This window comes from Bacillus sp. FSL W8-0519, assembly GCF_038005585.1.
GTDB lineage: Bacteria > Bacillota > Bacilli > Bacillales > Bacillaceae_G > Bacillus_A > Bacillus_A paranthracis.
In genome coordinates this window covers 1-16478 of record NZ_JBBOTL010000006.1, presented here as the reverse complement: position 1 = coordinate 16478, position 16478 = coordinate 1, and the positions used below count along the sequence as shown (strand labels likewise).

At 35.6% G+C, this 16478-nt stretch carries 10 protein-coding genes and 3 pseudogenes; 10 read left to right on the top strand and 3 right to left on the bottom strand.

Going from position 1 to position 16478, the window contains the following annotated elements; translation table 11 throughout:
* Positions 1 to 98: 98 nt before the first annotated feature.
* Entirely contained in the window at positions 99 to 1535 is a 1437-nt protein-coding gene (locus NST14_RS30995) for an IS4 family transposase (protein ID WP_001053964.1), read from the top strand.
* 152 nt (positions 1536 to 1687) lie between these two features.
* Here the strand turns inward: NST14_RS30995 and NST14_RS30990 are convergent, their stop codons facing one another.
* Positions 1688 to 2254, bottom strand: coding sequence for a cupin domain-containing protein (locus NST14_RS30990; protein ID WP_073542120.1), 567 nt, complete (start codon positions 2252 to 2254; stop codon positions 1688 to 1690).
* Positions 2255 to 2772: 518 nt separating this feature from the next.
* On the opposite strand from NST14_RS30990, the gene NST14_RS30985 reads away from it, so the two are divergent.
* The 6 genes and pseudogenes from NST14_RS30985 to NST14_RS30960 form a co-directional block, all read left to right on the top strand.
* Entirely contained in the window at positions 2773 to 3384 is a 612-nt protein-coding gene (locus NST14_RS30985; protein WP_284998544.1) for a cupin domain-containing protein, read from the top strand.
* A gap of 180 nt (positions 3385 to 3564) precedes the next feature.
* A complete protein-coding gene (locus NST14_RS30980) occupies positions 3565 to 4086 on the top strand; it encodes a DUF3967 domain-containing protein (RefSeq protein WP_000079496.1) in 522 nt (173 codons plus the stop codon).
* A 268-nt stretch (positions 4087 to 4354) separates the two neighbouring features.
* Positions 4355 to 4564: pseudogene (locus NST14_RS30975) on the top strand (DUF421 domain-containing protein); the annotation flags it as partial.
* A 302-nt stretch (positions 4565 to 4866) separates the two neighbouring features.
* The gene (locus NST14_RS30970) at positions 4867 to 5313 is read left to right on the top strand and encodes a GNAT family N-acetyltransferase (RefSeq protein WP_000620148.1); all 447 of its coding nucleotides are present in this window, start codon (positions 4867 to 4869) and stop codon (positions 5311 to 5313) included.
* Positions 5314 to 5665: 352 nt separating this feature from the next.
* Positions 5666 to 7102 carry an IS4 family transposase gene (locus tag NST14_RS30965; RefSeq protein ID WP_001053964.1) on the top strand — a complete coding sequence of 479 codons (1437 nt, stop codon included), beginning with the start codon at positions 5666 to 5668 and terminating at the stop codon, positions 7100 to 7102.
* Between the two features lie 142 nt (positions 7103 to 7244).
* Positions 7245 to 7718: pseudogene (locus NST14_RS30960) on the top strand (MarR family transcriptional regulator); the annotation flags it as partial.
* Between the two features lie 461 nt (positions 7719 to 8179).
* Here NST14_RS30960 and NST14_RS30955 read toward each other — a convergent pair.
* The gene (locus tag NST14_RS30955; RefSeq protein WP_341119669.1) at positions 8180 to 11089 is read right to left on the bottom strand and encodes a beta strand repeat-containing protein; all 2910 of its coding nucleotides are present in this window, start codon (positions 11087 to 11089) and stop codon (positions 8180 to 8182) included.
* A 1109-nt stretch (positions 11090 to 12198) separates the two neighbouring features.
* On the opposite strand from NST14_RS30955, the gene NST14_RS30950 reads away from it, so the two are divergent.
* Together NST14_RS30950 and NST14_RS30945 are read left to right on the top strand one after the other, a co-directional pair.
* Complete coding sequence (locus NST14_RS30950; RefSeq protein ID WP_000901539.1) at positions 12199 to 13665, top strand: plasmid recombination protein; 1467 nt, start codon at positions 12199 to 12201, stop codon at positions 13663 to 13665.
* Positions 13666 to 13885: 220 nt separating this feature from the next.
* Positions 13886 to 14548, top strand: coding sequence for a MarR family transcriptional regulator (locus tag NST14_RS30945; RefSeq protein ID WP_000162379.1), 663 nt, complete (start codon positions 13886 to 13888; stop codon positions 14546 to 14548).
* Positions 14549 to 15643: 1095 nt separating this feature from the next.
* Here the strand turns inward: NST14_RS30945 and NST14_RS30940 are convergent.
* Positions 15644 to 16084 carry an Hsp20/alpha crystallin family protein gene (locus NST14_RS30940; RefSeq protein WP_000168945.1) on the bottom strand — a complete coding sequence of 147 codons (441 nt, stop codon included), beginning with the start codon at positions 16082 to 16084 and terminating at the stop codon, positions 15644 to 15646.
* Between the two features lie 173 nt (positions 16085 to 16257).
* Here NST14_RS30940 and NST14_RS30935 point away from each other — a divergent pair.
* Positions 16258 to 16404, top strand: a pseudogene (locus NST14_RS30935) (cell wall hydrolase); the annotation flags it as partial.
* Between the last annotated feature and the right edge of the window lie 74 nt (positions 16405 to 16478).

The following is a 16478-nucleotide window of genomic DNA, read 5'->3' as shown; positions in this document are numbered from 1 at the left end:
GCTACCCCATGCCCATCAACTTAAGAATTTTCACTACCCCCAAGTGACAAAAAACGTTATTCTTTCTAAAAAGCTAGCTAGAAAGGGTGACATTTTTTATGAATCTTTCGATTCAAGATGAATTACAACTATTTTCTGAAGAACTGTATCGTCATTTAACCCCTTCTCTTTTGGAAGAACTCGCAAAAGAATTAGGTTTTGTAAAAAGAAAACGAAAGTTTTCTGGAAATGAATTAGCTACCATATGTATTTGGGTAAGTCAACGTACAGCGAGTGACTCGCTTGTTCGACTATGCAGTCAATTACATGCGGCCACAGGCACTCTTATGAGTCCAGAAGGACTTAATAAACGCTTTGATAAAAAAGCGGTTGAATTTTTGAAATATATTTTTTCGGCATTATGGAAAAGTAAAATCTGTGAAACATCGGCCATTTCAAGCGCGGCGCTCACGTATTTTCAACGAATTCGTATTTTAGATGCGACGATTTTCCAAGTACCAAAACATTTAGCCCATGTATATCCTGGATCAGGTGGTTGTGCACAAACAGCGGGTATCAAGATTCAATTAGAATATGACTTACATAGCGGACAGTTTCTAAACTTTCAGATAGGTCCAGGAAAAAATAATGATAAGACCTTTGGAACAGAATGCTTAGACACATTACGTCCAAGCGATTTATGTATCCGTGATTTAGGTTATTTTTCATTAGAAGACTTAGATCAAATGGATCAACGAGGTGCTTATTATATATCCAGATTAAAATTAAACCATACCGTGTATGTAAAAAATCCGTTTCCAGAATACTTTCGAAACGGAACCGTAAAAAAGCAATCACAGTATATCCAAGTTGATTTAGAACATATTATGAACAATTTAAAACCCGGTCAAACATACGAAATAAAAGAAGCTTACATTGGAAAGAATCAAAAACTATTCACACGTGTAATTATCTATCGTTTAACAGACAAACAGATACAGGAACGTAGAAAAAAACAAAGTTACACTGAAAGTAAAAAGGGTATTACATTTTCAGAAAAGAGTAAACGATTAACGGGTATCAACATATATGTCTCAAATACGCCTGAAGGAGTTGTTCCGATGGAACAAATACATGACTTTTACTCCCTTCGCTGGCAAATAGAAATTATTTTTAAAACGTGGAAATCCTTATTTCAAATTCATCATTGGCAAACTATCAAAAAAGAGCGATTAGAATGTCATGTGTATGGAAGACTTATTGCCATCTTTATCTGTTCTTCTACGATGTTTAAGATGCGTAAACTTCTTTTGCAAAAGAACAAAAGAGAATTAAGTGAATATAAAGCCATTGGGATGATTCAAGATCATGTATCGCTGTTATATCAAGCGATACAGAGAAACACCCAAAATCTAACAAAGATTTTAATCCGTTTGTTCGACCTCCTACAGAAGAATGGACGGAAATCTCATCGATATGAGAAGAAAACTATCTTTGATATTATGGGTGTTGTCTATGAGTATAATGGGTTTGGAAAACAAAAGAAAGCTGCATAATTTTTAAAATGAAACTCGTTAGAGTTTATTTGGTGTGTGTACTTTTCAATACCAAAAGTACATTACGTGTTTTTTAGTTTGTTTGAACGAAAGTTCATTTTGTTTTCGTTCTTAAGTTGATGGGCATGTGATGCTACCCCTAATAGTTTAATTCAGCTTATGGCATCAGCTTTTGTTACATGTACAGTACCAAATGGATGATTAGGAGGAGCATATATCGAGTAAAGTTTTAGAGGAATATTACCTGTATTGGTTAGATTATGCCATGTTCCAGCTGGTATCATTATTGCAAAATCATCATAGACATTTCTTTTAAAGTTTAAATTATCTTTACTTTTGCCCATTTGAACAATCCCTTGGCCTTGTTCAATACGTAAGAATTGATCAACGTTTGAATGCATTTCTAAACCAATATCTTCGCCAACATTGAGACTCATTAAAGTAACTTGTAAATGTGTTCCTGTCCATAAAGCAGTACGATAGGTATTGTTTTGTTTAGTTGCTTCATTGATATTAACAACAAATGGTTTTGGTCCATAATCTGTTAACGAAATTCTTCTATCACCGTTGGAAAAACGAAAAAAATCAAATCTGTTTGTATAATCTATCTCATTAGGAAAAGTACAATAAACAGACTGTCTTCCATAGTTATACATTGGTATTGGTACATTAACATAATAAAGATATTGATATGGATATATATAAGGATTATAGTGCATTTTCCCCAATCCTTTCACGTTTTTACAAAATTATTCTATGCACTTGTTAAAGAAATGTACTTAGATTCAAGGTGACTTATTAAAAACACATGAATACGTTATACAAATCTAGTATACATAACGTCTCATTATCGGCAGCAAGGAAAAAGCGGAATCCATTGATATAATAAGGATTCCGCTTTTTCTTTGTTTGTCATCCTATGCATGATTTTATACATTGTTGAGATACTATGGTTTTTCCGGTTTACGAATGTCCTGTATTAGTACAAAAAATTGTATAAAATCTTGTATAAAAAAGATTGATAATTTTAAAACAAAGTTTGATGAAAAACTTTGTTGATATAGTTTTTTTCTTTTGATTTTTAAACTTCAATTGTATTGTTAAGTTAAAGGTCCATTTAATGAAATAAGTGTTTTAGGCTAAAAATCTTTCTTTACAAAAGTCACTTTGAATTTTAAGTACATTGACTTAACCAGTGCATAGGATAATTTTATAAAATTGTGAAGGATTGAGAAAAATGCACTATATTCCTTTTATGTATCGATATCAATATCTTTATTATGTTAATGTACCAATACCAATGTATAACTATGGAAGACAGTCTGTTTATTGTACTTTTCCTAATGAGATAGATTATACAAACAGATTTGATTTTTTTCGTTTTTCCAATGGTGATGGAAGTATTTCGTTAACAGATTATGGATCAGAACCATTTGTTGTTAATATCAATGAAGCAGCAAAGCAAAATAATACGTATCGTACTGCTTTATGGACAGGGAAACATTTACAAGTTACCTTAATGAGCATTAATGTTGGTGAAGATATCGGTTTGGAAATACATCCTAATGTTGATCAATTTTTACGTATTGAACAAGGTCAGGGGATTGTTCAAATGGGAAAGAGTAAAGATAATTTAAATTTCAAAAGAAATGCTTATGATGATTTTGCAATAATGATACCTGCAGGAACATGGCATAATGTAATTAACACAGGTAATATTCCGTTAAAACTTTATTCGATATATGCTCCTCCAAATCATTCATTTGGTACCGTTCATGTTACTAAAGCAGATGCATTGGCTGTGGAAGAAGATTATAGTCATGGCAATAGGAATACAGTTGGTTATTAATCAAGATTTATTATAAAATCTATAACTGTGTTTTAAAAAGCAAAAAAATAAACTTTTGTTAATCTTAAAAAACAATTGAAAACTCTTCTTTAAATTTTAAAAAGAAGGTGTTACCTTTTCAAAGAAGGAAAAGACTATATAGCAACTGGAGAACAGCTTGAAGCAGAGGGAGGACAAAATATGGCTCAAACTTATTGGGGATCTGAGGTAGCCAAGAATTTAGGGATTGGCTCAAGTACTTTGCGTAAATATTGCCTTGCTCTGGAGGAAGTTGGGTATCCTTTCGAGCGCGGTAGTAATAATTCTAGAATTTTTTATCATAAGGATGTAGCAATTATAGAACGGCTATTAACAGCTATGAACAAGAAGAACGTAACACTAGAACAGGCTGTAAATCTAGCAATGACAAGTGTTATAGAAAATGAGATAGCAACTGTTGCTACAGATAGCGTAGTAGATACAGAACAGATAATAGTATTATCAGAACGTATAGAACGTTTAGAACAGCTTAATTTAGAATTAATTCAAAGATTGGATCAACAAAGTAAATTTTTACAGGAAACAGATGCTCAAAGAATAATAAGAGAAGAACAAAGAGATATTCAATTAATGCAAGTATTAAGAGAAATACAAGACAGTAAGCGATTAATAGCAGCTTCAGAACAGAGGAAATCGCTTTGGAGTCGTCTATTTGGTAAATAAATTAGAATTTAATAATAGAGAAAAGCTTACTCCTATATAAAAATAAATAAGGAGTGAGCTTTTTTGTTACTTATAAGTGGTGTTATTATAATTTCTAAAATTGGGAGTAGCTCCCCGATGTCAAGGGGAGCTACAGAGGAATAACCATGACATTAATTTTGAATTATTTAATACTATTGAACATAATAAATTCTTTTACAATGACACATACTATCCTTATATAAATTGTTATAATACGAACACTTAATTCAAAAGGGGTTAGCTACTTGTGTCTGAACATATAGAGATTATTTTGAGAACACTATTAGCTTTTTCGATTTTATTTATCGGAGCTAAACTACTAGGAAAGCAAATTATTGCTGAAATGAATACTTTTGATTTTATTGGTGCTATCTCTATCGGAAGTATTATTGCGAATTTGGCATTTAATTTAAATATAAAAACTCATCATGCAGTCATTGCTTTTCTTATGTTAGTATTGGGGTAGCGTCAGAAAAATGCGGATTTACAACGTTAAGCATTTTGATACAAGTCTTATGAGAAATTATGAAGTCCTAATTTAACGATAATTTAATTATGTACCAATAGGCTTACTCTATTGAGATTGTGAAAAAATGTACTTAAACTAATGGGGCAGGTTAGTGAAAGGCAAGTTATTTAAAATATATATTAAGACTTCAACAAATTTTAGTGTTATATATAAACCCCTGCCCAGTCTTTTAAATTATGTTATAATTATCGCAAGAACAAGTATTTAAACAAAACTCGGAGATGTATAAGATGATTAGATTAGAGAAAATAAACGCTGATAACTACCAAAAAGTTTTTGACTTAGAACTTGTAGGAGAACAGGAAAACTTTGTTTCATCAAATATGAGATCGTTGGCACAAGCCTGGGTATTTTACGAAAGAGCCAAGCCTTATGCTATTTATAATGATGATACAATTGTAGGATTTATAATGTTTGACTATAAAATAGAAAATAGGAAAGTAGAGATTTGGCGATTTATGTTAGGGAGTGCATATCAAGGAAAAGGCTATGGTAAAGAAGCATTAAACAAAGCTATAGAATTTTTGAAGCAAGAAAATTTATTCGACTATATCCAAATAAATTATGTTGAAGAAAATTTAGTGGCAAAAAAACTTTATCAAAAAGTTGGTTTTTCAGAAACGGGAGAAATGGAAGGAAACGAAGTTGTTATGAGGCTCTCAATAGTGAAAGAATAGGTGTCAAATATATTCCAGTTTCATTACCTAACAGCAGTGATGAATAGCTAAAAGTATATTTCAAATAGATAGAACGTTTTAGGTTGGCAGCTGCTAGCCCTTTTTGTATTCTTGTTTTGTGAATAGTTACACTTAAACTAAAGGGTGCTTTAGTTCAACAATCTAAATTAAAAAGTCGATTCCTTGAGAGACTGGAAATCGGCTTTTTTTATGATTGGAACTTCCTTAGCGTTGTAAATACGCATTTTCCTGACGCTACCCCATGCCCATCAACTTAAGAATTTTCACTACCCCCAAGTGACAAAAAACGTTATTCTTTCTAAAAAGCTAGCTAGAAAGGGTGACATTTTTTATGAATCTTTCGATTCAAGATGAATTACAACTATTTTCTGAAGAACTGTATCGTCATTTAACCCCTTCTCTTTTGGAAGAACTCGCAAAAGAATTAGGTTTTGTAAAAAGAAAACGAAAGTTTTCTGGAAATGAATTAGCTACCATATGTATTTGGGTAAGTCAACGTACAGCGAGTGACTCGCTTGTTCGACTATGCAGTCAATTACATGCGGCCACAGGCACTCTTATGAGTCCAGAAGGACTCAATAAACGCTTTGATAAAAAAGCGGTTGAATTTTTGAAATATATTTTTTCGGCATTATGGAAAAGTAAAATCTGTGAAACATCGGCCATTTCAAGCGCGGCGCTCACGTATTTTCAACGAATTCGTATTTTAGATGCGACGATTTTCCAAGTACCAAAACATTTAGCCCATGTATATCCTGGATCAGGTGGTTGTGCACAAACAGCGGGTATCAAGATTCAATTAGAATATGACTTACATAGCGGACAGTTTCTAAACTTTCAGATAGGTCCAGGAAAAAATAATGATAAGACCTTTGGAACAGAATGCTTAGACACATTACGTCCAAGCGATTTATGTATCCGTGATTTAGGTTATTTTTCATTAGAAGACTTAGATCAAATGGATCAACGAGGTGCTTATTATATATCCAGATTAAAATTAAACCATACCGTGTATGTAAAAAATCCGTTTCCAGAATACTTTCGAAACGGAACCGTAAAAAAGCAATCACAGTATATCCAAGTTGATTTAGAACATATTATGAACAATTTAAAACCCGGTCAAACATACGAAATAAAAGAAGCTTACATTGGAAAGAATCAAAAACTATTCACACGTGTAATTATCTATCGTTTAACAGACAAACAGATACAGGAACGTAGAAAAAAACAAAGTTACACTGAAAGTAAAAAGGGTATTACATTTTCAGAAAAGAGTAAACGATTAACGGGTATCAACATATATGTCTCAAATACGCCTGAAGGAGTTGTTCCGATGGAACAAATACATGACTTTTACTCCCTTCGCTGGCAAATAGAAATTATTTTTAAAACGTGGAAATCCTTATTTCAAATTCATCATTGGCAAACTATCAAAAAAGAGCGATTAGAATGTCATGTGTATGGAAGACTTATTGCCATCTTTATCTGTTCTTCTACGATGTTTAAGATGCGTAAACTTCTTTTGCAAAAGAACAAAAGAGAATTAAGTGAATATAAAGCCATTGGGATGATTCAAGATCATGTATCGCTGTTATATCAAGCGATACAGAGAAACACCCAAAATCTAACAAAGATTTTAATCCGTTTGTTCGACCTCCTACAGAAGAATGGACGGAAATCTCATCGATATGAGAAGAAAACTATCTTTGATATTATGGGTGTTGTCTATGAGTATAATGGGTTTGGAAAACAAAAGAAAGCTGCATAATTTTTAAAATGAAACTCGTTAGAGTTTATTTGGTGTGTGTACTTTTCAATACCAAAAGTACATTACGTGTTTTTTAGTTTGTTTGAACGAAAGTTCATTTTGTTTTCGTTCTTAAGTTGATGGGCATGTGACGCTACCCCTTATAGGAAAAAAGAGAAAACCTTTAGATCGGGTGAGGTTTGTGCAATTAATAATGGATAATATCAATTATTTGACTGAGATTGGTTATTTGAGTAGTAAAGAAGAAGCTTTTTTATTTAAATTAGCTTCATTTGTGGAATTTAAGACTAATGTTATTGTAGAACGTGAAACAGGTAGTCCAGCATCTCCCACATATTTGAGTGAAAAGTTTAAAATAGCTCGTCAAAATATTTCAGGTACAATGAATACTTTGTTAAAAAAAGGAGTATTAGCTGTTGCGCAAGCAGGGGTAACAACAGAAGATGGTCGGGTGTGTACAAGTCGTACATGGTTTGTAAATCCTAATATTATGTGTTGTAGTCCAAAGGATGGTATAGACAAAGCAACACAACATATTTTTAGAGATTCATTACAAAATTTTAAATTGGAAGAAAAAGGGAAAAAGAAGTATAAACTTCCTGTTTATTTGTTTTAAAGAATACAAATTTCTATTGTATTCTTTTTTTTTTTGTTATTTCCCAATTGTTAGGTGTCATGAAAACATGACACCTAACATCTTATGAACCCTTGATATTATTAACTTTTTTCATTTTGTTCTTCTCACTCTTATATATAGAGCTAAAAGTTCCGCAAGGAACAGGTAGTATTTTTGAGCAAATAACGCTCAAAAATCTCCACCTTTAAAAAAATTATCCTTGCGGAACTTTTTTCGGCTTGTATGATTTTTTCGCCAAGCCGACAGACAAAAAGCAAAACAATGGTTCTCGACTTGAACAAACAAGTATACAAGCCGAATCGCTTAGATCAATCGTCCAAAAATAGTTTTTATTCTAAAATAGATACGTAATTCGTGGGGTTTCGCCCCCACACGACGAGCCAGCACTCTAGCCAAAAAGCAAAATTTTATATAATTAATATTATTTGTAATAATATTAATTAAGAAATGCGAAAAAAAGATAATCTAGCTGCTACAATACTTGATCCTGCTGCTGTAGCTCCACCTATTGAAATAGTTTTATCACTAATATTATATAAATTAATTGTTGTGCCAGCTGGTATTTGACCAGAAAATCCGAAACAAACAACTTCTTGACCTGTAGGTGTACCATAATTAGCTCCATCTAAACTAGGAACTGGAATACCATTAAATCCTACACCAACAGCAACAGGGCCAGCTTGATTATTTGAAGTCATTACAGCACCAATAAAAAAGTAATTACCAGGAATTTGAATAGTAAAAGTATCAATACCATTAAATGTAACATTTTTACTTATTAAAACTGGTGCTGTAAATTGAATAGGTGCTAAATTATTAACAGTTTGAGGAGCAGGAGTTACTATACTAGCGTTAGCAGAAGAAAAAGTTCCAGTAGCTCCAGTAGGTCCAGTAGCTCCAGTAGATCCTGTAGCTCCTGTAGCTCCTGTAGGTCCAGTAGCTCCAGTAGGTCCAGTAGCTCCAGTAGATCCTGTAGCTCCTGTAGCTCCTGTAGGTCCAGTAGCTCCAGTAGGTCCAGTAGCTCCTGTAGGTCCAGTAGCTCCTGTAGCTCCTGTAGCTCCAGTAGGTCCAGTAGATCCAGTAGCTCCTGTAGCTCCAGTAGCTCCTGTAGATCCTGTAGATCCTGTAGATCCAGTAGCTCCAGTAGATCCTGTAGATCCAGTAGGTCCAGTAGCTCCAGTAGATCCTGTAGATCCTGTAGGTCCAGTAGCTCCTGTAGCTCCAGTAGCTCCTGTAGCTCCTGTAGCTCCTGTAGCTCCTGTAGGTCCAGTAGCTCCTGTAGATCCTGTAGATCCAGTAGCTCCAGTAGATCCAGTAGATCCAGTAGCTCCAGTAGATCCAGTAGGTCCAGTAGCTCCAGTAGATCCAGTAGGTCCAGTAGCTCCAGTAGATCCTGTAGCTCCTGTAGGTCCAGTAGGTCCAGTAGATCCAGTAGGTCCAGTAGCTCCAGTAGATCCTGTAGCTCCAGTAGATCCTGTAGCTCCTGTAGGTCCAGTAGCTCCTGTAGCTCCTGTAGATCCAGTAGGTCCAGTAGGTCCAGTAGCTCCTGTAGGTCCAGTAGGTCCAGTAGGTCCAGTAGGTCCAGTAGATCCAGTAGCTCCAGTAGGTCCAGTAGATCCAGTAGCTCCTGTAGATCCTGTAGGTCCAGTAGCTCCTGTAGCTCCTGTAGGTCCAGTAGATCCAGTAGGTCCAGTAGCTCCTGTAGGTCCTGTAGCTCCTGTAGCTCCTGTAGCTCCTGTAGGTCCAGTAGATCCAGTAGCTCCTGTAGCTCCAGTAGATCCTGTAGCTCCTGTAGGTCCAGTAGCTCCTGTAGCTCCTGTAGATCCAGTAGATCCTGTAGCTCCTGTAGATCCAGTAGATCCAGTAGCTCCTGTAGATCCAGTAGGTCCAGTAGCTCCAGTAGCTCCTGTAGCTCCTGTAGGTCCAGTAGGTCCAGTAGCTCCAGTAGATCCTGTAGCTCCAGTAGATCCTGTAGCTCCTGTAGGTCCAGTAGCTCCTGTAGCTCCTGTAGATCCAGTAGGTCCAGTAGATCCAGTAGCTCCAGTAGGTCCAGTAGATCCAGTAGCTCCTGTAGCTCCAGTAGGTCCAGTAGCTCCTGTAGGTCCAGTAGGTCCAGTAGGTCCAGTAGGTCCAGTAGATCCAGTAGCTCCAGTAGGTCCAGTAGGTCCAGTAGCTCCTGTAGGTCCAGTAGGTCCAGTAGGTCCAGTAGGTCCAGTAGATCCAGTAGCTCCAGTAGGTCCAGTAGATCCAGTAGCTCCTGTAGATCCTGTAGGTCCAGTAGCTCCTGTAGCTCCTGTAGCTCCTGTAGGTCCAGTAGATCCAGTAGCTCCTGTAGCTCCAGTAGATCCTGTAGATCCTGTAGATCCTGTAGATCCAGTAGCTCCAGTAGATCCTGTAGATCCAGTAGCTCCTGTAGATCCTGTAGGTCCAGTAGGTCCAGTAGCTCCTGTAGGTCCAGTAGGTCCAGTAGGTCCAGTAGGTCCAGTAGATCCAGTAGCTCCAGTAGGTCCAGTAGATCCAGTAGCTCCTGTAGATCCTGTAGGTCCAGTAGCTCCTGTAGCTCCTGTAGCTCCTGTAGGTCCAGTAGATCCAGTAGCTCCTGTAGCTCCAGTAGATCCTGTAGATCCTGTAGATCCTGTAGATCCAGTAGCTCCAGTAGATCCTGTAGATCCAGTAGCTCCTGTAGATCCTGTAGGTCCAGTAGATCCTGTAGCTCCTGTAGATCCAGTAGATCCAGTAGATCCTGTAGCTCCTGTAGATCCAGTAGATCCAGTAGATCCTGTAGATCCAGTAGCTCCAGTAGATCCAGTAGATCCAGTAGCTCCTGTAGATCCAGTAGGTCCAGTAGGTCCAGTAGCTCCTGTAGCTCCTGTAGGTCCAGTAGGTCCAGTAGCTCCTGTAGCTCCAGTAGGTCCAGTAGCTCCAGTAGATCCTGTAGCTCCAGTAGATCCTGTAGCTCCTGTAGGTCCAGTAGCTCCTGTAGCTCCTGTAGATCCAGTAGCTCCTGTAGCTCCTGTAGATCCAGTAGGTCCAGTAGATCCAGTAGCTCCAGTAGGTCCAGTAGATCCAGTAGCTCCTGTAGCTCCAGTAGGTCCAGTAGCTCCTGTAGGTCCAGTAGGTCCAGTAGGTCCAGTAGGTCCAGTAGATCCAGTAGCTCCAGTAGGTCCAGTAGATCCAGTAGCTCCTGTAGATCCTGTAGGTCCAGTAGCTCCTGTAGCTCCTGTAGATCCTGTAGATCCAGTAGGTCCAGTAGGTAAAGTAAGTGGAGGAATAGGAGGGAATGTTGGACCTATTAATTCTGGATTGAAATTATTGAAAAAAAACGGTGATGGAATGTTGTTATTTGACATATAGAAACCTCCTATCTAGTTTATTAAAAAAATATATTATATATAGTAAATGTATAAAGATATAAAATTGATTATTATAAATGTATTAATTTTTTGACATAAAAAAAGAGATGAAGGACCAGTTCATCTCTTTTTTCCCTATTCAGGTGAATTTATGTCAATATTTATTATATGTATAAGTTTAAAAAAAAGTTCTTATATTGAATTTTATAATTAAGTATTGTTAAAAAGTGTAATTATAAAGTCTGCTGAAATAAATGTTTCATTTCTTTTAATAGGGGTCACCATATTATTTTGGGAAAATTGTACGCTAAGGACTACAAAACCTTATTCTTACAGTATCTTTAAAGGTAAATACATGTTCAGAAAGATAGAAACCTAAGTTTAATTGAACATTGATTTGTTTACATGCTTTATGAACATGATTATAGTCAGAAAACGTGTTGATATTGTTGAGTTTTACCCTCTGTTCATAAATATAAGGTTTTCTGGACAGATATCTCTTAGCGTACAGGAAACGCTTGGAATGTGTCCGAATTGTGTCTAAACGTACAATTTTCCTGAAATGGTATGGTGACCCCTAATACAACTTAAAAGCATTTGAAATACGTTTAAAAAAAGTAACTCAAAAACTTTTTACTTTTTAATAAGTGTAGTATTGAATAATTAGTAAAGTGATTATTGGGAGAAGAAAAATAAGTGGTAAGAGTCAATGGTAAGCGGACTGAAAGAGATCAGCGTTTTTTTGCTGATCTCTTGAAAGGAGCATTAAGGAATTGACTCGTGCATCTGATTTTCCAACCTCTTGGCAGTTCCCCAAAACAAATTGTTTTGGGGACGCCAACCGGCGAGGGAGGCCCTCAAGGATTTGAGGGGTTGGGGAGTTGGATAAGGGGGTCTGGGGAAGATTTCCCCAGCAGGTTTGGACAGAGTCCAAGGTTGTTTTTTCCATGCTAAGCATGGCTCGGCGAAGCCGAAAAGCGTCGCAGACCCCTATCGATTTTGATGCGAAAGCGTCAAAATACGTATAGGGTTACTCTAATTGACACCATTTCGTCGCTTTGCTAGACTTATGGTATCAATTAATCTAGGGAAAGTGGTGGCACTTTATGTTGGGTTCTATCTCATTTAATCAATCTCACCAAAGTTCATTAAGCCACAATAATAGGGAAAATATTCATGGGAATCCTGGCATTGATCCAGCTAGGTCAGAGGAGAATATTTACTTTGTTCAAAAGGACATCCGAAGTGTATACAAGGATGTCTTTCAAGAAGCGGTGGACAAGTATAACGAGAAGCAAAAACGGAATGACCGTAAGATTGAGAATTACTATGACAAAATACATAAAGATGATAAAACGCATGAGCAACGAGAATTGGTCGTAGCGATTGGAGAAGGTAAAGACGACCCGAAGTATAGGGAAGCTAAGAAAGAAGCGTTAAAACGGTATGCTGAAGCGTTTCAAGAGCGGAATCCCAATCTGGCAGTCTATAACATGGTTTTACATGATGACGAAGCAAATCCACATTTACATATTAACTATGTACCGAACTTTGAAAGTAGTCGAGGATTAACGAGGCGTGTCGGAATGGATAGAGCTTTGCAACAACAAGGTGTCGAAGGAACGGGAAGAAAGTTAATTGCGCATTGGAGAGAAAGGGAAACCGCTTATATAGAGCAATTGGCTAAAGAATATATTCCGAATTTTGAACGTGCTAATGTAGGTTCACATAAGTACATGAAAGTCCGTCAATACAAGGAGTATGCAGAAGCAAAGTCAACTATTGAAAATCAAGTAGAGGAAAAAGAAACTAAGTTACAAACGATTGACGATCATTTAAAAAATGTTGAAGAGAAAACAAACGAATTAGAAATGACGAAAAAGAGTTTGGAAAGTGATGTTGTTGATACGTACAAAGAATTAGAGATAGTAAAGCAACAGGTAGAGAGTGAAAATGAAAAGCTGCAGCTAATTGGCCAGCGTCATGTGGAATTAGAAAAAAGAGTAGAACAAATGCAAAAAGAATTAGATAGTGCTAGTGATCGAGTGCCAAATGAACCTGTTAAAATTCCATTTTTACGTAAAGAAGTAGTAGTAGAAGTACAGGATAAAATGTTTGGAAAAGCTGAAATTACAAAGAAACAGACAAGAAATTATGTGTTATCACCAGAACAATATCAAGAAGTAACAAAGCAAGTGAATGCAGCGGTCACTATCAAAAAGGATCATGAGCGTTTGAGAGAAACAGACTTTGTGAAAGAGTATGAAAGTTTAAAAATGACTGCAGACGGTTGGATGAAAGAAAATAGAACATTGAAACAGGAAAAAAACCAGTTGCAAAAGGAAGTTGGTGTATTAAATAGAGAAATTAGCTCGTTAAAAGCTCATATAAAGGGTTTGCAGACGAATATAAGAGTTTTATATGTACAAACGAAAAAAGTTTTAAAAGAGCAATTTAAGGGGTTTAGAGAGAGTGTTAAAAATGAATTGGGTAGCAAGGGAGTAGATAATCAATTTGAACGTGAGCATAAAAAAGAGGTGAATAAACATCGTGGATTTGATATGGAACGGTAAAAAAACAGGGAAACTTTGTTTTTATCTTTAAGGTTGTTAAAAACATGATAGAATGAAAAAAAGAGCCATGCGGGAACATGACTCTTTTCATAGGGTATTTTACGAAAATACCTAAACTTCACTTATCTGATTATAGATTATCATAATTTGATTTATAATCAAATAGCAAAAAATAGGTATTTTTGTTGATTCCCTCAATTAAGGAGGAATTAACTTAGATATGACAAAGAAAATTATTGATTTTGGACAAGCTGAAAAAAAAGCAAAAGAAAGAGATAGTAAAATTAATAGTATTTATGAAAAACTTGAAGGTAGTGGCGGACTTTCTGAAGAAGAAAGAGTCATTATGCTACAAGTATTAAGTAAAATGTCTGGTGGAGAAGAATATTTTATTGGTAAAAAGAAAAAACCTACAGATCGGGTGAGATTTGTGCAGATAATTACTGATAATATTAATTATCTATGTAAAACGGGATATCTGACAAATGCTGAAAAAGCTTTTTTGATTGATTTAACACCGTATATAGAGTTTAAAACTAATATTTTAATTGAATGTTCAAATGAAGATTCTGAAGAAGTAGATGCAGATGCAGCTACACCAAGTTATTTAGCAAGGAAGTTAGGAAAAGATAGAAGTAATCTTTCTCATTTAATGAATGGTTTATTGGAAAAAGGTGTTTTAGCTGTTGCAGAATCTGGAATGACAACTGAAGATGGTCGCATTTGTAGTTCTCGTACTTGGTTTGTGAATCCTAATGTTTTATGTTGTTCCCCTAAAGATGGAGTAGACAAGGCTACTATGAAGATTTTTAAGAAGTCTCTTAGAAATTTTAAAATAACTGGAGATAAGAAAAAACATAACTTACCGATTTATTTATTTTAGATGTCATTTGTTATTGACATCTTTTTTTTTTTATTATTTTCCATTTTTTAGGTGTGGGAATTTAACAACACATGTGTGGGAATTTTCCCACACCCTACCCTTGTTAAACCCTTGATATTACTGACTTTCTTTACTTTGCTCTTCTCACTCTTATATATAGGGCTAAAAGTTCCGCAAGGAACAGGTAGTATTTTTGAGCAAACAACGCTCAAAAATCTCCACCTTCATAATAAAAAAGTCGGTTCGTTCATCCTCACCTAAAGACTACCGTCTTTTCTTTTTTATTATGTCCTTGCAAAACTTTTTTCGGCTTGTATGCTTTTCTCGCCAAGCCGACAGACAAAAAGCAAAGCAATGCCGATCGACTTGGACTAGTAAGTATACAAGCCGAACCGTCTAGATCATTCGTCCTAAAATAGTGCTTACTCCAAAATTGATACGGAATACGTGGGGTTTCGCCCCCACACGACGAGCCAGCACTCTAGCCAAAAAGCAAAAAGTAGACCAAAAAACAAGGACAAAATCAGGCTAAACAAAAATAAGCCGTCCATATGGACGGCTTATTTACATAATTCACGTTATCGGCATAAAAAAAGGATCTTAAATTGAAGATTCTTTTTACTATTTCTAATAGGGGTACAGTCCCGAAAATGCGGATTTACAACGTTAAGCAATTCTGAGAAGAAAAAAAGGCTAACTTAACAACGATAAGGGTTTTGAGACAAGTCATATGATACATTCAAAACTCTTATTTTACGTATTATTGATTCCATATCAATAGAGTAGACCCTATTGATACAAGGTTTTTTGTCTTAACGTTGTAAATCCGCATAATCCTGATGCTACCCTTAATAACAGGACTGTCGTATTCGACAGTCCTTATTCAGCGATTGCTAATCGAAAGATTATTCATATTATTTTTCATATATGATAATTTAATGTTATGAGTAAGTTCATCTAATATAGCTTTTTTTTTAATTTCTGAAGAATGACAAGTTAGTATAAGCAGGTCCACTAATTCTGGCTGTATATTAGATATTTCCTCTAAATAGTCCCTTTCGAATTCTTTCATCACTTGATATAAATCGCCCATTTTTAATGAAAATCCACATCAATTTTCTTTTTATTATTTGGTGTTGTTTTTGGCATTTTTACTTCTAACACACCGTTTTTGTATGTCGCAGATACACCTTCAATAGTTACAGGACTAGGAAGTGTTATAACTCGTTGGAAACTGCCTGTGTAACGTTCTTTTCTATACATATTCTTTTCTTTTGTTTCATTTGTTTTATTCATAGAACCACTAATGGTTAATACATTATTTTCAATATCAATGTTCACGTCTTCGCTCTTTTCAAGTCCAGGTATATCACATGTTGCCACAACTTCATTTTCAGTTTCATAAACATCTACCTTAATGTTTCCAAAGTGATTTTTATCCCCTCCAAAATCAAACGGTAATTCAGAAAAGATACGGTCAAAATCTCTTCGCATATTTACCAATTGTCTAAATGGGTCATATGGTGTTGATGCCATAATTGCATTCCTCCTTCATTTATCATTCATATGTTTCCCTGATTTTTTCATATTTAAACAGGTTCATTAGGAATCGACAACAACGTATTTTTGTTGAGCACTGTTCATATAATTCAATAAAAGGAGTGATAAAGGTGTAACGAGTGAAATATACCGAAAGTGATGTTGCACTGATGGCAAGGATGATGAGAGCAGAAGCTGAAGGAGAAGGACAGCTGGGGATGCTTATGGTTGGTAATGTCATCGTAAACCGATTAAAAGCAGATTGTTTAGATTTTTTGAATTTAAGGTCAGTAAGAGACGTGATTTTTCAAGTACAATTATATATCAATAGAGTGTACTCTATTGATACAAGGTTTTTTGTCTTAACGTTGTAAATCCGCATAATCCTGAT

What these genes read in the sequence shown, in the direction of transcription:
- NST14_RS30995 (WP_001053964.1), top strand. Translation starts at nt 99, where the DNA reads ATGAATCTTTCGATTCAAGATGAATTACAACTATTTTCTGAAGAACTG.
- NST14_RS30990 (WP_073542120.1), bottom strand. Translation starts at nt 2,254, where the DNA reads ATGCACTATAATCCTTATATATATCCATATCAATATCTTTATTATGTT.
- NST14_RS30985 (WP_284998544.1), top strand. Translation starts at nt 2,773, where the DNA reads ATGCACTATATTCCTTTTATGTATCGATATCAATATCTTTATTATGTT.
- NST14_RS30980 (WP_000079496.1), top strand. Translation starts at nt 3,565, where the DNA reads ATGGCTCAAACTTATTGGGGATCTGAGGTAGCCAAGAATTTAGGGATT.
- NST14_RS30970 (WP_000620148.1), top strand. Translation starts at nt 4,867, where the DNA reads ATGATTAGATTAGAGAAAATAAACGCTGATAACTACCAAAAAGTTTTT.
- NST14_RS30965 (WP_001053964.1), top strand. Translation starts at nt 5,666, where the DNA reads ATGAATCTTTCGATTCAAGATGAATTACAACTATTTTCTGAAGAACTG.
- NST14_RS30955 (WP_341119669.1), bottom strand. Translation starts at nt 11,089, where the DNA reads ATGTCAAATAACAACATTCCATCACCGTTTTTTTTCAATAATTTCAAT.
- NST14_RS30950 (WP_000901539.1), top strand. Translation starts at nt 12,199, where the DNA reads ATGTTGGGTTCTATCTCATTTAATCAATCTCACCAAAGTTCATTAAGC.
- NST14_RS30945 (WP_000162379.1), top strand. Translation starts at nt 13,886, where the DNA reads ATGACAAAGAAAATTATTGATTTTGGACAAGCTGAAAAAAAAGCAAAA.
- NST14_RS30940 (WP_000168945.1), bottom strand. Translation starts at nt 16,084, where the DNA reads ATGGCATCAACACCATATGACCCATTTAGACAATTGGTAAATATGCGA.